The sequence below is a fragment of the Flavobacterium sp. N1736 genome (assembly GCF_025947065.1).
In the GTDB taxonomy this organism is placed as follows: domain Bacteria; phylum Bacteroidota; class Bacteroidia; order Flavobacteriales; family Flavobacteriaceae; genus Flavobacterium.
Genome location: NZ_CP109994.1, coordinates 1597291 through 1613681 on the forward strand (window position 1 = coordinate 1597291; position 16391 = coordinate 1613681).

At 35.8% G+C, this 16391-nt stretch carries 11 protein-coding genes; all 11 read left to right on the forward strand.

Going from position 1 to position 16391, the window contains the following annotated elements; genetic code table 11:
* Positions 1-11 precede the first annotated feature (11 nt).
* The 11 genes from OLM54_RS06960 to OLM54_RS07010 all read left to right on the forward strand — a co-directional run bounded on the left by OLM54_RS06960 (position 12) and on the right by OLM54_RS07010 (position 16241).
* Positions 12-1589 (forward strand): phage tail sheath family protein, encoded by a 1578-nt coding sequence (locus OLM54_RS06960; protein WP_264537867.1) that lies wholly within the window; start codon positions 12-14, stop codon positions 1587-1589.
* Between the two features lie 53 nt (positions 1590-1642).
* Positions 1643-2116 carry a phage tail protein gene (locus OLM54_RS06965; RefSeq protein WP_264537868.1) on the forward strand — a complete coding sequence of 158 codons (474 nt, stop codon included), beginning with the start codon at positions 1643-1645 and terminating at the stop codon, positions 2114-2116.
* Complete coding sequence (locus OLM54_RS06970; protein WP_264537869.1) at positions 2103-2573, forward strand: phage tail protein; 471 nt, start codon at positions 2103-2105, stop codon at positions 2571-2573. The genes OLM54_RS06965 and OLM54_RS06970 overlap by 14 nt, the downstream gene beginning before the upstream one ends.
* Positions 2574-2581: 8 nt before the next feature.
* Positions 2582-2752 (forward strand): DUF5908 family protein, encoded by a 171-nt coding sequence (locus OLM54_RS06975; protein WP_264537870.1) that lies wholly within the window; start codon positions 2582-2584, stop codon positions 2750-2752.
* A 92-nt stretch (positions 2753-2844) separates the two neighbouring features.
* On the forward strand, positions 2845-3519 hold the full coding sequence (locus OLM54_RS06980; protein ID WP_264537871.1) for a hypothetical protein: 675 nt from the start codon (positions 2845-2847) through the stop codon (positions 3517-3519).
* Entirely contained in the window at positions 3519-5318 is a 1800-nt protein-coding gene (vgrG, locus tag OLM54_RS06985; RefSeq protein ID WP_264537872.1) for a type VI secretion system tip protein VgrG, read from the forward strand. Before OLM54_RS06980 ends, vgrG begins: the two co-directional genes overlap by 1 nt.
* Positions 5319-5330: 12 nt before the next feature.
* Positions 5331-5630, forward strand: a complete 300-nt coding sequence (locus tag OLM54_RS06990) for a PAAR domain-containing protein (protein ID WP_264537873.1) — start codon at positions 5331-5333, stop codon at positions 5628-5630.
* Complete coding sequence (locus tag OLM54_RS06995) at positions 5623-6057, forward strand: GPW/gp25 family protein (protein ID WP_264537874.1); 435 nt, start codon at positions 5623-5625, stop codon at positions 6055-6057. The genes OLM54_RS06990 and OLM54_RS06995 overlap by 8 nt, the downstream gene beginning before the upstream one ends.
* Positions 6057-9812: a hypothetical protein gene (locus OLM54_RS07000; protein WP_264537875.1), complete on the forward strand. Its 3756-nt coding sequence runs from the start codon at positions 6057-6059 to the stop codon at positions 9810-9812. The genes OLM54_RS06995 and OLM54_RS07000 overlap by 1 nt, the downstream gene beginning before the upstream one ends.
* An 8-nt stretch (positions 9813-9820) precedes the next feature.
* Positions 9821-12550 (forward strand): hypothetical protein, encoded by a 2730-nt coding sequence (locus OLM54_RS07005; protein ID WP_264537876.1) that lies wholly within the window; start codon positions 9821-9823, stop codon positions 12548-12550.
* Entirely contained in the window at positions 12534-16241 is a 3708-nt protein-coding gene (locus tag OLM54_RS07010) for a contractile injection system tape measure protein (protein ID WP_264537877.1), read from the forward strand. The genes OLM54_RS07005 and OLM54_RS07010 overlap by 17 nt, the downstream gene beginning before the upstream one ends.
* Positions 16242-16391 lie beyond the last annotated feature (150 nt).

Below are 16391 nucleotides of genomic sequence, written 5' to 3' on the forward strand. Positions count from 1 at the left end.
ACTAAGAATCAATGAATTTATCTACCATCCAAACACCTGGTGTGTATATTCAGGAATTAAATGCTTTTCCAAATTCGGTTGTGGCAGTTGCTACAGCGGTACCGGCATTTATTGGATACACACCACAAGCCTCCTACGAGGGAAAATCGTACACGAACGTACCGGTACGAATCACATCGTTCTCTGATTTTCAGGCATTCTTTTGTTTACCGGATCCTCCAGCACCTGCGAGCCCAAGTAAACAATATACGCCTGAATATTATTTAGTACAGCAAAAAAGTCAGCCCCTAAAAGGCGATTATATGCTGATCAACGGATCATTTTACTCGATTGTGCCAGATCCAAACACCGTTTATTATTTGTACAATAGTGTGAGGCTTTTTTACGAAAATGGCGGCGGCGACGCTTACATTGTATCTGTTGGAAGTTATGGTGCCGCATCAAAAAAACCAATGACACCGGGAACTCCGCTTGTAAATCCAAACGTGCAGTTAAACGACTTATCGAATGGTCTTAGTTTATTGCTAAATGAGCCGGAACCAACCATGTACATCTGTCCTGAAGCTACTTTGCTAAGCTTAGAAAACAACGGAACACTTATGCAGGAAATGCTGTTACAGTCAACAAAAATGCAAACAGCAATGTGTTTATTTGATATTATTGGCGGCGACGATCCTGACCCAATTTTGTATACACAGGATATTGCCAACTTTAGAATGAACACAGGTTCTGTTGGATTAAACTACGGAATGGCGTATTATCCATTTATTGGAACTACGATCATGCAAAATTCGGATATCGATTATACGAACCTGTTTGGCGGAGACATCAAACAATTAGAACCAATCATTAATCCGCCAAGTGCACCAAATGCAGCTGTTGCCTCGATACTTGCCAGTATTCAAAATCCTGACAGTACTTTGACCGTAACGCAAAATAACAACGCTTTAATGATTGCAAGTCCAATTTACGGGCTCATTTTAAAACATATATTGAGCGACGCTAATATTTTGCCTCCAAGCGGTGCAATGGCGGGAGTTATTACCACTGTCGATAACGCTGTAGGACCTTGGCAAGCGCCGGCAAATACCTCTATTGTTGGAGCAGGTTCATTGCCAATTAGTATTTCTGAAAGCCAGCAGGCTAATTTAAATGTCGATGCCGTTTCGGGTAAATCCATAAACGCAATTCGATTATTTAACGGACTTGGAATTTTAATCTGGGGATCAAGAACTCTGGACGGAAACAGTCAGGACTGGAGATATATTCCGGTAAGAAGAACCATGATTTTTCTGGAACAATCTTGTAAACTGGCAGCTCAGGCTTATGTTTTTCAACCAAATGACAAAAATACGTGGGAAGCCGTAATTGCCATGATCAGCAGTTTTCTTACTTCGATCTGGAAACAAGGCGGTTTACAGGGAGCAAGTGCTTCAGACGCTTTTTCTGTAGCCTGCGGATTGGGTTCGACCATGACGGGAGACGATATTTTGAATGGTTTTATGAATGTTACCGTAAAAGTAGCCGTTGTACATCCTGCCGAATTTATCGTACTGACATTTCAACAGCAAATGGCAACTTCTAGTTAGTCAAATAAATACTCTAGTAAATCAAGTAAATTTTTAATTTAAAATAAAATATTATGCCACCACCAGATGACGGAAGCGCACAAGGCGCAACATGGCCGATGCCAAAGTTTAGGTTCGAAGTAGACCTTGGAACAGAATTGACAAAAGTAGCTTTTCAGGAAGTTACAGGAATGGATGTCGAAAATCAAATTATAGAATATCGTAAAAGTAACAGCCCGCTTTTTTCTGTAGAAAAAATGCCCGGTATTACCAAATACGGAAATATTACTATGAAACGAGGGATTTTTGTAAATGATAATACTTTTTGGGACTGGCATCAGCAAGTCGTAATGAATACGATTAAAAGAAGAACAGTTATTATCAAATTATTAGACGAAAAAGGCGGCGTTACCATGCAATGGACACTTAATAATGCATGGCCAACTAAAATTACCAGTACCGATTTAAAATCAGATGGAAATGAAGTTGCGGTCGATACCATAGAAATTGCACACGAACAACTCATCATAAAAAATGGTGGCAAATAGTGATTATCCGGTTAGCTTTTATTTTACACTTTCGTTTGCAGGTGTAGATGCGGCTTTCAAAGAGGTATCTGGAATTTCTAAAGAATTAAGTATAGAAGAAATTGTTTGTGGAGGCGAAAACAGGTTTAAATACCGCCTCCCAACTGTTTCTAACAGCCAGAACTTAGTACTAAAAAGAGCCATTGTACCCGTTGGATCGTTGTTGATAAACTGGTGTTCGAGTTGTATCGATCAGGGATTATCAAACGCAATTCAGCCGCATAATGTCATACTAAAACTGCTTAACGCAAATGGTATTGTATGTATGCAATGGACTTTTAATAATGCTTATCCGGTAAAATATGCCGTTTCTGACTTAAACTCTCAGGAAAGCAATATTGCAATTGAAACGATTGAACTTGCTTACACGTATTTTGATATTTCGTCAAAAACAGATTTTGATAAACTTTTTATTTAAAAATAATTATGCCAATAGAAATACGAGAATTAATTATTAAAACAGAAATCGTAACAACAAATACGAAGAATTCTTCTGTGGTGAAAGAAAAAGAATTATCGCTTTTAAGAAAACAGGTTCTGGAAGAATGCAAAAGATTAATCGCCGAAAAAAATCAAATAAATAGCTATAAACGTTAGCAACAAAAAAAATCAGTTTTTATCCGCGTTTCACTTTAGTGATCCGTCTCATCAGCGTAATTAATTACCCCATTAATAAAAAATAAAAAAAAATGGCAAGTCTGGAACCAATGAAAATAACAGGATACACAGATGAGGATTTTCAAAATAAATTCTCAGGAGATCCGTATGCCTTCATGATAAACCCTGACACCATCAAAATGCAAAAAAGCATTGAATACAATGAACAGCAGGCTCCAGCAACAAGCTCGGCATCACAAAAATATAAAAGTACCCCAAGTGATAAACTAACTTTTGAAATGGTTATTGACTGTACCGGCGTCGTAGATTCGAAACGTATCGATATGAACAAAGAAATAACCGCTTTAGAAACGATTATTTACACATATAACGGTAAAATTCACCGTCCGAATTTTGTAAAAATACAATGGGGACAGAATATTACATTTAATGGAGTTCTGGAATCTATCGATGTCTCTTACACCCTGTTTAAACCAGACGGAAGCCCTTTACGAGCCAAAATATCATTGTCATTCAGCCAGTATATTTCTCCAAAAACAGTGACCATGCAAGACGCTCCGGAATCGCCGGATCTTACGCATATTGTCACTGTTTCTGAAGGAATGTCCCTGCCTCAGCTTTGCTTACAAACCTGGAACGACGATTCTCTATACATACAAGTGGCAGAATTTAACGGCTTAAACAAATTCAGAAACCTAAACGGTATCAGCAAACTAATATTTCCTCCTGTAAATACAGCAAATTAATGAGCACTTCAACCGAAATAAAAAGTGGCGGAGTTGTCACCTATTCAATCCTCGTTGATGGAAATGCGATAGAAGATACCTATCCTGTTTACTCTATTCATGTCGAAAAAAAAGTAAACCGAATTTCGATTGCAAAAATTATAATTCTCGACGGAGAAGCCAATACAGGCAAGTTTGTTGCAAGTTCCTCGGCTACTTTTGTTCCCGGCGCCACCGTAAATATAAAAGCAGGTTATGATGCTGTAAACGTGACTATTTTTCAGGGAATTATTATGAGTCAGGAAATTAGAATTGACTCCATATTAGGCTCTGCCTTAGAAATTGAATGCCGTGATGCAGCCGTAAAAATGATTGTAGGACGCAAAAGCCTTACATATTCCAATAAAAAAGACAGCGATATTATTACATCAATTATAGGAACGTATTCCGGATTAACATCAGATGTTGCCGCAACAACAACACAATGGCCGGAACAAGTACAATATTATGTAACCGATTGGGATTATATTTTGTCTCTTGCCGAAGCAAACGGCTTAATCGTAACCACCATAAACGGAAAAGTTACCGTACAAGCGCCCGATAAAAGCACAACTTCTGTACTTACCGTATTATACGGCGATAATCTGCTTGAATTTAATGCCAGACTTAATGCCACAACGCAATTAGGCAACGTAACATCAAATACCTGGGATTATAAAACGCAGGCTTTGGTCAATAGTTCTGCAACGCCAAATGTAGCCGGAGCAGGAAATTTATCATCTAAAAAACTTTCTGATGTAATCGGGCTTTCGGCATTTGAGTTACAAACTTCGGCACCTTTAGAAACCGCCGATTTAACCAATTGGTCAAAAGCACAAATCATTAAAAGTGAATATTCTAAAATTACAGGCGAAGCAAAATTTCAGGGAACAAGCTTAGTCGATCCTGGAAAATACATGACATTTAATGGTGTTGGCGATCGCTTTAACGGAGATTATTTAATAGGCGGAGTTGTGCACGATTTATCGCTGGGAAACTGGGTTTCAGAAGTGACATTAGGACTTTCGCCTTTTTGGTTTACCGAAGAACCCGATGTGATGTCGCCGCCCGCTTCAGGATTAATTCCCGGGGCAAGAGGACTTTTTAACGGAACTGTAAAACAAATGTACAACGATCCTGATTCGCAATACCGAATTCTGGTCGAAGTTCCTTTATTTGATGCCAATGGCGCAGGAATCTGGGCAAGACTTTCTAATTTTTATTCGACCAGCGGAGCAGGTTGCTTTTTTTTACCCGAAGTTGGAGACGAAGTTATTTTGGGATTTCTAAATGAAGATCCGCGTTTTCCGGTAATACTTGGAAGTTTGTACAGCTCATCAAAAATAAAACCATTTACAGGATTAGATCCAAACGAAAAAAATACCATAAAAGCGATCGTTTCAAAATCCGGAATCTCCGTTCAGTTTGATGATGAAAATAAAATCTGGACCGTTGCAACGCCAGGTAAAAACACCATCATTATAAGCGATAAAGACAAACAAATTACCATAAAAGATGAAAATCAAAATAGTATCGTCATGTCACAAAGCGGAATTGATATGTCAAGCCAAAAAAGTATCACGATTTCGGCACAGGAAACAGTCACAATAAAAGGAACACAAGGCGTTTCGATTGAGGCAAGCGCCGGCGATGTCGGAATAAAAGGAATGAACATCAAAGAAAATGCAGATATGCAATATTCTGCACAAGGCGGACAAATGGCGCAAGTTTCCGGCGGAATGGAATTAACGCTGAAAGGCGCAATGGTAATGATTAATTAAAAATTAAAAAATATGCCTCCAGCAGCAAGACTAACAGATTTTCACGAATGTCCAATGGTAACTCCCGCAGTACCGCCCATTCCGCATGTTGGCGGACCAATAGTGGGTGCCGGAGAACCAACGGTTATAATAGCAGGATTACCGGCAGCCAGAGTTGGCGATATGCTGGTTTGTGTAGGCCCGCCGGATTCTATAATAAAAGGATCGGCAACGGTTATGATAGGCGGAGTTCCCGCCGCAAGAATGGGAGATCAAACCGCTCACGGAGGCTCAATACTTCTGGGAGCATTTAATGTTATGATAGGTGGATAAAAAAGCAAACAATAAAGAAAACGCCTTTTTAGGTTCAGGATGGTCATTTCCTGTGTCATTTTCTGCGGGAAATTCACAGCTTAATATGTCGGCAAATGCGAGTAATATAAACGAATCCATACATATTATTCTCAATACCCGCAAAGGCGAACGTACACTTGAATCCAATTTTGGTTCTGGTTTACAACAGTTTATGTTTAAAAAAATTGACAATACACTAAAAGGCGAAATTATAGAAACCATTAAGTTCTCGCTCTTACGCTACGAACCCAGAATACTGGTTCAGGATGTAAAAGTGATAGCAACAGATACGCAAAACGGCGTAATACAAATCATGATTTCTTATATCTATTCGCAAACAAACACAAGACATAATTATGTATATCCTTTTCATTTAAAAGAAGGAACCAATTTACCCCGAAAATAATGATTGTAATTGATCAAAATAGTGCCATAAACTCACTCAACGAGTCACTCGTTCCTTCTGCTCATTTAATTGACGGAAGAAAAGAGCTCGACTGGCTGTACTTTTTGACGGAGTTTAGCAAACTGATCAATTTTTACAACGATAAAAATACTATTGAAGGAAACTGGAATCCGTTTTTGCTAAAAGATCCCGTTTTTTTAATGGCTTCCATATCCAAAACAAATTATAAAAACCTGCACGCCACTTATAAAACCAGCTGTGCCGAAATTCAAAAACTTTCGCAACAGCCGGACACCGCAAACCTAAGTGCCAATGCCTTAGATAAATTGTTTGATCACCTTACTGCTATCTATAAAATTATAGAACGCTGGACGCATTATATGCAGATTGACAACGAAATGTATGATCTTAAAAATTATATCATTCACGAAGTAAAAACAAAATTAAGCATCGATTTCTGGGCGATTCAGGCGTTTCGACAATACTTATACAATTTGTCAGCAAAAGGATTATTTATGGCAGGCATTTCGTATCATGAAATTCTTTCTTTTGATAATCTTCTTTGGAGCATTAATAAAGACAAAAGACCTTTTTGGCAAATTTTTGGTTTCGAAACCGAACAGGATATTTTTACTGCAATAAACAAATCAACCACTGTTTGTCTAAATATTTTAACCACAATTGGCGATCGATTGTTTAATTTTTTAGAAATAATAATTCACCACGCCGTAAATGAGTTTAAAAAACTAAGTCATAAAAAAAGTAAATTTCCGGATACAACGCTTTTGCGCTCCTTTGTTCATGCGCTAAAAGCACAGCAAGAACAGTTAAACGGTATTTCGCAAAAACACCTTGATTTTTATTATACCGAAATCTTAAAACAAACAGAATTACCTGCCTTTGCAGACACTGTTTTTCTGTGCTCGACACTGGCAAAAAATGATACCGTCTTCACTTTGCCCCAAGGCACCTTATTTAATGCCGGGGTCGATGCACAAAAAAATCCAATATTATTTGCATCTCAGCAAAACGTCAATTTAAATCCGGCGGTTATTAAAAGCGTGCAAACACTTTCCTATCAAAATCAGTTTAATACGCCGTCATTTAGTCTGCAAACAATTGCAAAACCAACCACGATTCAAAAAGATCCTAATAATAAAATAATGGGCTGGTCTACTTTTGGAGAATTAAATCCTGATGTAAATCTTCCTGTAAATCCAGAAAAAAATGTTACCCAAATCGGGATTTCGTTTGCATCGCCAATTTTGCTGCTGCGCGAAGGAAAACGTACTATTACCTTACGTCTTGAATTTAATACTACGGTAGATATAAGCCTGTTACAAAGCGCAACTTATTATTTAAGTACACAAAAAAGCTGGCTTAATCTCCAGCCAAATCAGTTAAAAATTCAGACAAATAATTCTTCGGCGAATACAACTGCAACGATTACAATTACTCTTGCGCCAACTGATATTGCGATCGAGCCTTTTTTGATTAATCCGGATGGATTAAAATGTGATTTTCCAATGTTTAAAATTATGTTTCAAACCATTGCAAATCCTGTTAATCCGCCTAAAATAACATCGATAACCATTGACGTAAAAGTATTAGATGTCAAAACTTTTCAGTTGTATAATGATTTTGGAGAACTTAATACCAAGAATCCCTTTCCTCCTTTTGGACCAATTCCGTTAGTAAATTCCAATTTTATAATCGGAAACAATGAAATATTCAGTAAACCGCTCGACAGTTTTTGTGTAGAAATTAACTGGGATAAACGCCCTTCAGATTTTGAAACATATTATGCCGCATACAACGCGTATTTAAAAATTCTAAATACGCCAACAGATACCAAACAACGAAAAAGTCTGGCGAGATTGCTTAGCAGTATAAGACATAAAAAACCAGATTTACCAGATTCGAAAGTACCGTTTAGCAATGCGAGTTTTACCATTAATTTTAATTTGCTTCAAAATAAAAAATGGCAGGATTTAAAAATGTGCAAAACAGAAATCGAATTATCAGAGATTGTTTTTGTTCCGAAAGAAGACAATTGCAATCCGATATTTTTATTTGATCCCGAAAAAGGAGATCCAAAAGTGCCTTTTACAAGCACAAGTGTGAGCTCGTATATTTCCATTTCAAATCTTAAAATTGCAGATGACGCAACCACGCCCGGACCAATTCCGGGAATGCAACCAGATCCAAATATTCAGAATCAGCCTTTAAAATTTACCGATACCAGTTCATCTGGTTTTGTAAAAATGAGTTTGACAGGTCCTGAATACGGTTTTGGTTCAGAATTATATCCTAATATTGTGGCAGATATTGCGCTGCAAAACGGAAACCTTATTAGTATGGCAAAAGGTGGAAAAGTAGACAAATTTGTAGCCGCTGCCAATTTGCCTTTTGCACCCAAAATCAAAACTTTTACAGCAGATTATGACGCAAGTGTAACCTATAAACTCGATAACTCGGCTACCGATTATCCGTTTCAATATTTTATTTATTCGCCCTTTATAACCTATAAAACATTTGACAGCAGCGAACTCAGTCAAACAACATTAAACTCTGCAATTACCGGATTTTCTAAAGAAAATGCCAGCGGAGGTTTCTTGCTTTATCCGTCTTTTGACTATTCAGGAGCCTTGTTTATCGAACTCGATTCATTGATTTGCAATAGTATATTAAGCCTTTATTTTCAGCTTGCAAGAAATTCGACAGCCATAACAGACGGCGAAAGTGTTACTTATTTTTATCTCAACAATAACGGCTGGAACAAAATTGAACCTTTATCAGACGGGACAAATCAATTTAAATGTTCGGGAATTATCGAACTTCCTATTCCGACAGATTACAGTAACAATAAAAATTTCATGCCCGGAGAAAGCAACTGGATTTCTATTGCAGTTTCCGGCGATCCTGAATCGTATTCGAAAACCACTTTTTTACAAACCAACGGCTTTACGGCTCAGCGAACCGGAATTTCCTTTTTAGCAAGCACACAAAGTCCGCAAATTGATGGTAATGTTATTAGCAAACCACAAATTACGATACCGCAGATAGCGTCAATTATACAGCCATTTCCATCTTTTGGAGGGAAAGCTGCAGAAAACGAAACCAATAGAAACCAGCGTGTCAGCAACACCATAAAAACAAAAAACAGATCAGTTACACCCGAGGATTATTACAAACTAATACTCGAAAATTTTAATGAAATCTATTATTTAAAAATCGTAAACAAACAATATCAAAATACCTGCAATGTGTATTTGACAAAAAAAGTTCCGGCAGAAAGCGAAACAGATGCTTTTAATCCGTTGGTTACCAATTGTCTTGAAAATGAAATCCAACTTTTTTTACAGCAAAATGCATCGCCTTTTACCACCATAAATGTTTCCAATTTTAATTTGGAATATGTCATTGTGACGGCTCAGATCGAAATTGAAAGCGGTTATCAGGAAGAACTTATCCGAAAAAATGTAAATCAGGCTTTAAAAATTCATTTATCGCCCTGGATTAGCAGTTCATCGCCTCAAATTGAAATCGATCAGCCCTTAACTGATGCCAAAATAAGCACTTTTTTACAAACTATTGAAGGCGTAAGTGCAGTGAATAATGTATCGTTTTCGACCTATTTTTTTAATTCAGTAAGCAAATTGCAAACCGATTGCAAAACCAATAAAACAATGCTTAAAGCATACGGACAAGCAACACTTTTGGTAACAGCACCAAATCATAACATCAATTTCTAGCGTTTAAAATGGATACAATCAATCAAATAACAAAAAAGCAACTTCCTTTACATCAGGATTTTACTTCCCTAAAAACGGAAGCGATTGCTTATATCCAAAAACATATAGGAAGCGAATGGACAAACTTTAACCCAAGTGATCCCGGAATGACCATTCTGGATCAGTTTTGTTATGCGCTTACAGAATTGGGTTATTGTACTGATTTTAGTATTCCTGACATTTTAACCAATATTGATGGAGAAATTGAAATTGAAAATCAGTTTTATCTGCCAAATGAAATCCTGACTACTTCGCCATATACGATCAACGATTATAAAAAATATGTAATCGACGGAATAGAAAATATAAACAATGTTGTTATTGTGCCGCAAGCCAGCAATATTTTTCCTTTTAATAAAATATATCAGGTTTATGTATACATAAATCCAAATATTGAGGATACACTTGATCGCATAAACATTTGTAAATCGGCATTTTATTATTTAAATAAAAGCCGAAATATTGGTGAAACTTTTAATGTTCCGATAGCGCTTGCAACCATAAACTGCACAATAAGCGGTAAAATAGAAATTGAAAAAGAAACCAATCAATACGCTGTTTTATTAGCCTTGCAAGACAGTATTCGCAATTTTGTATTTCCGAAAATAACACAAAAAGGGTTCGAAAACTTACAACAATCGGGATATTCTGCTGCTGAAATTTTTGATGGTCCGGCGTTGAAAAACGGCTGGATTTTGACCGAAGATTTAATCGATAAAAACGACGCTGTACAAACCATAGATTTAATTCCCGTAATCGAATCTGTAAACAATGTTGTTTCTATAACCGGATTACAGCTTTTTCAGGAACAAAAAAATGTTTCAGTTCTTACGGCAGCGCCAGATCAGATGTTGTTTATCGATATTCTGACATCATACAAAAATAAAACGCTGATATTGAGCTGTAACGGCAAAGATGTGCCATTTGATGCTTTTGGTCCGTTAAATATCAACACTGATAATTTTGAAGAAACGACTGCGGTTTTAAACAAAAAAGACAATTCGAAACTCCCAAAAAGCAAATTCAGGGATATAAATACGTATTTCTCGATTCAAAACACATTTCCGCAGCAATACGGAATTGGTTTTGATACGTTAGAAGATCACTCAAAACCCGTACAAGTTGGGCAATCACGACAATTAAAAGGTTATTTAACCTTGTTTGATCAAATATTAGCCAATCAGTTTTCGCAATTGGCTAATATTTCTAAACTATTTTCTTTTAAAAATTCGCTTTGCGGTGCTCCTTCAGATGAGGAAACTTTTTTTGCTTTAAAAGATAAATACGAGCAAACGCATTTAGAATATCCCGTTCCGTACAAAATGTTTGCGCCAAGTTATTTTTATCAGTCCTTATATACTGTGCCGCATATTCAGCCATTATTAAAAAACAGTACGACATTCGATTATACGTATGGCAACGAATCTGCGGCAGAATTAAAAGAAAAAAGCTGGCAGGAATATCAGCAAGATCCGTACAATCCGTACATATTTGGTTTGATGAAACTCATGGATGAGGAAAATACAAACCTGAAACGACGAAATAAAATACTCAATCATTTGCTTGCCAGACACGGCGAATCGCCAAATGTGGTCGATGCGCTTATTGACGACACGGTTTATACGGGCGATAAACGAAAAGATCAGATTATATTAAAAAGTTTGTATTTGCAAAATCTGGGCTTGTTGTCGTACAACAGACAAAAAGGATATAATTTTTTAAGCGCCTCAAAAATGACTGCCGATGGAAATTGGGATTTACCGGAAATAAAAGAAAAACATTATCTGGAAATCAACGAAAATACCACCGATTTTATATTCAAATCAGAAAAAATAAACAAGAAAGAAAAACTAAGAAAAAAGGATTTTAATGATTTTTCAGGCTTTGAACTAAAACTGAATTTGATTTTTGGGTTACGCAATTTATACACCAATTTTATAAGTGAACAGTTAGATTCGATCAAAGATAATCCTCAGGATTTGTCAAATGCAGCAACGTATAAAACCATTCAAAAAGCATTATGGTTTAAAGAAAAAAGAAACGGTATTGTTTTTCTGGAAACGGTTTTATTGCTCAATCAGCTCAAATTTGAATTGGAAATAATAAAAGAAAATCAGGTAAATCACGCTGTATACAGCATTCAAAACATAAGTTTTCAGGCGGTATCCAATATAAATTACACCTTAAATACGGTTGACGAAACCACATTAGACGCACAATTACAGCAAGGATTTTTGCAGGTTTCAGACATTAAATATGTTTTTAAAACAGAAACTGTTCCTATAGAAAATCAAAACAATTATGTAAAAACAGCTCATTCTAATTATGCGTTTAAAATCACAATTCCGTCAGAAAATCAGGCAACAACCATAAACGATTTGGTTTTTACAAAAAGTGTTTTGCTCTTATTTCCGGACTTTATTCCGGTTTTTAAAACACCTGAATTTAAAAAACGTTTAAAACAGTTTCTTAAAATCAGTATTCCGGCAAATGTAAGTTACGAATGCCTGTTTTTAAGCAGTGACGAATTAGATACTTTCATTCCAAATTTTATGCAATGGCATGAAAGTCTGCGATATAAAGACGTAACAAATAACACGGCTGAAACCGATTTTAAAATAAATCCGGTTCAGTCAGCGATGAATCTCATTAGTAATTTAACCACAATTTTAGCCACAAAAAATGGAAGAAATAAATAGCCATATTGTATCGCGCCTAAAGTGGAATACTACTTTTGACCAGAAAAACGAGGCTTACAGACTTCAGGAACGCCTGAGTTCGTGGAGCAAAATTTCGTTGCCCGGAGAAGTCGCTTCGATATTTAATGAGCTTTGCCCGACGGAACAAAGCTGGAGAATTCAGTCTTTAGAATTAGATCTGGGTTTGTGTGATTACAACGATCTTGAATTTGATCTGAGTGCCAAGATTCGCCATTTACTGCGCGAAAAAATCGCCGAACTTATTATTTATCAAAACAGTCAGAAACAAAATCTGATTACGGTTTATAACAAAGAAAAATCGACTCTGGAAAACCTGACCGTTTTTTTACTGAAAGGTTATTTCCCTTGGAATTATCAAAATAAAGAGGTCTCTGTAAATCAAATTATGTCTGAATTACTCCAAAATAATGTGGCTGAAATTCTTGCCGTTATTAAAAAAGAAGGAATTGCACATCAGGAAGTTCGCAAGAGAATTTCGTGGCAGTTTGACGAAAAAAATATCACGAAAATAATTGCAGCTCTTGAACCCAATAACAGCGCTTCGATCATTGAATTTAGTTCGATTATGGTGAATTTGCAGGTTAAAGAAACAATTATTCAAACGAGTGCATCGAGTTTCAAAAAGAATCTATGGTTTTTTATTCTGAACTTTTTGCTTTTAGAACGCGGCACGCTTTTCAATAAACTTGCTTTTATGAAAAGCAGTATTCTGCAAATGGCAAATCACTATAACATTGCTTATTTTGATTTGATTTTGCTGATCGAAAATACGATTGTAAAGCTGTCTGATAAAACAACTCAGAATAATAATTTTATTGAGTCGCTAAAAATACTGACGCACGAATACGAAGCGCAGAAAAAGCAAAATTTTAAAACGGAATCAAAACCGGATTACTGGACTGTTTTTGAGGAATTATTGACAAACGCAAAAGAGAGAAAATCTAAAATTGCAAAAGACAATTTAAACGAATTGATTATTGCGCTGAATAATGAGAATAAAACCAAGTTTAATCGCATTGTAAACCGCATTTTAACATCAGAAAATGCGTGTATTTCCCTGATTCAGGATTTAGATGAAACGGCTATAAAAATCCTTTTTTCTAAGCTGGACAAAACGTCTTCTTCGCTGAATATGGAAACGATTACGTACCTGAATAAGCTGAGCAGTTCGTTTAAACTAAGAACAAATAACAAGGTTTTATGGGAAATTGGGATTACTTTTTTAATCAGAAATAAAAATGCGGATAATGCCGCGCTGCTTTTGTTTTGTATCAAAGAATTAAGCAAAAGAAACAACTTAAATCCTGAATATTTATTGGAATTGTTTACGAGTGCCAAAATTCCGGCGTCGATAAAAAACAATAATTCGATTGTGGTTTATACGAATTTGAATGCAGTTTACCGAAGTGAAATAAACCGAAACAGTTCAAATTATCCTGCCGTTCACTTTAAAAATCTGGTTGTAAAACTAGAAACCGAATTGCAAAAAAATGGGGCGAAAAGTGTCTTTTTTGTCGATTTGCAAAGATCGCTAATCAAAAATATTTACCAGCATCCTAAAATGGCTTTTGAAGTGATGCTTTCGTATGGAAATAAGGAATTTTTAAAGAAAATGATTCCGCTTGTTCTAAATCGCGAATTGCTGCAATTGCTTATAAAAACAACGAATTACAAGAAAACAAAACTGGTTGAAACGATTCAGATTGTGTATGAAATTTTAAATGCAAAGGAGAAATTTGATTTGCCGGATGAACTTCTTACGGATGATTTATTGCTGTTTGGAATTGAGGAAATTCTGCTGCATCCAAAACACAATTCGTCGTTGTTTCTTGAAACTGTAATTCTTCGTTTATCGGGAAAAGTAACGAATACAAAACGCAGCGATTATTTTCATTTTATAACAAAATTATTGCAGTCGAAAAAGATCAAATCATTTGGAGTTTCGGTTAAAAAGAATTTTCTCGTTCAGCTTAAAAATAACAATTCTATTGATATTGTTGAGCTCGCTTTATTGATTGAAAGTACGTCGCAGCAAGCGCAAACCGAATTATCATATTTATTGGTCAACAATTTTAATGATTCGAGATTTATTGCGCTTCGAAAAGAAGACAAAAAACAAAGCGAAATCATTTTGCATTATTTTTTGAAGAATGGAATTACGATCAAAAATAATTGGATTAAAAAACAAATAAGCAGTATTGAAAAACAATTTAAATCAATTTCAAAAACCAAAATAACAACTGATTTAAATGTAATTTTCTGGAAAACAATTTTAAACTACAACGCTTATAAAGGAAACGAAATACTGCTTGAGAAACTGATTGAAAAAGCGTTTTCTGTTTATCTAAAAAACAATTATAACATTCAAAATCAAAGCAATATCAACGAAAAATATTTTAATGCTATGGAATATAATTCTGAAATTAAAACTGATTTTGATGATGAAGACGCAAACGATTTTGAAATTGAAGATGAAATAATTCTCGAAAAAAGTGTAGAAACAAGTCAGATTGAGCTGCTGTTTTCGGGACAAAATTTATCTGAACAGGAAAAATACGATTGGTGTTTGCGCATTGTATGCCAGAAACAAATTCCGACTGGTTTTGCGGTTTCGGGAGCTTTTGAAATTGAAGTTCTGGTGAATGAAATCATCATAAAATTTCCGGAAATGTTCTCTGAAATTATCCGAAAAGAATTTATTCCCGAAGCACAAATAGACTGGTTAAGCCGCAATATCAGGTTTAATAATTTGTGCGCGGCAATTGGTCATTTGGATAAAAACAGGGAATCGTATTTAAAAATCCTGGAGCGTTTTCATCATACACTCGGATTGATTTCGATACGCGGAATTGCTCCAAAAGATATGCAGAGTCTGTTATTACGAAAATTGCTCAGAGCGGCAATAAATGATAATTGGAGACTTATTTCGATTGATAAAATCTGGAATGAACTGATTTGGGAAGTGGTGACGAAAAAAGGGGTTCTGAAAAAGAATTTCATCGCAGATATTGAGAAATATATGTATCAGCTTCCGCCCTCTTTACAGCTTAGTTTTAAGGAAGTCCTGAATAGTGAAAAGCAAATTATTCAAAAGACGATAGAAACGGAACTGATTTCGAAAATTGAATTGATTAAAACAAATTCAACTTCTAAAAAGCCTCTTACAGAAGGAATTGCAGTGCGAAATGCCGGAATCGTGATTTTAAACAGTTACGTAGTTATGCTTTTTGAGCGGTTAAATTTAGTGGTGGAAAATGAATTTAAAACTATTGAAAACCAAATTAGCGCTGCTCAATATCTGCAATATGTTGTAACCGGATTAACAAAAACGGAAGAGCATTTTTTGCCTCTGAATAAAGTTTTATGCGGTTTGTCGCTTATGCATACCATTCCTGATGAAATAGAAATTTCGGCAGAAAATAAGATCCTGATAAACGGTTTGATACAGGCGGCTATTTCGTTTTGGACAGATATTGGCGATTGTTCTGTTGATGGTTTTAGAGGTAACTGGCTCGTTAGAGACGGTTTACTGGTAGAACTGGAAGATCGCTGGGAATTAACGGTCGACAAAAAAGCGTATGATGTTTTGATTAACAGATCGCCTTTTGCTTTCTCGATCATCAAATATCCGTGGATGGAGAAACCGTTGCACGTAAACTGGCCTTATTAAAGTTTTAAATATCAAAAATCAATGTCAAAATTCAATAGCAAAATTCAATAGCAAAATTCAATAGTAAAAATCAATATCAGTATCAATGGCAATATCAATCATAAAAAAAATCTGCTTAATCTGCGAGAAAAAACATTTAACACAACAATA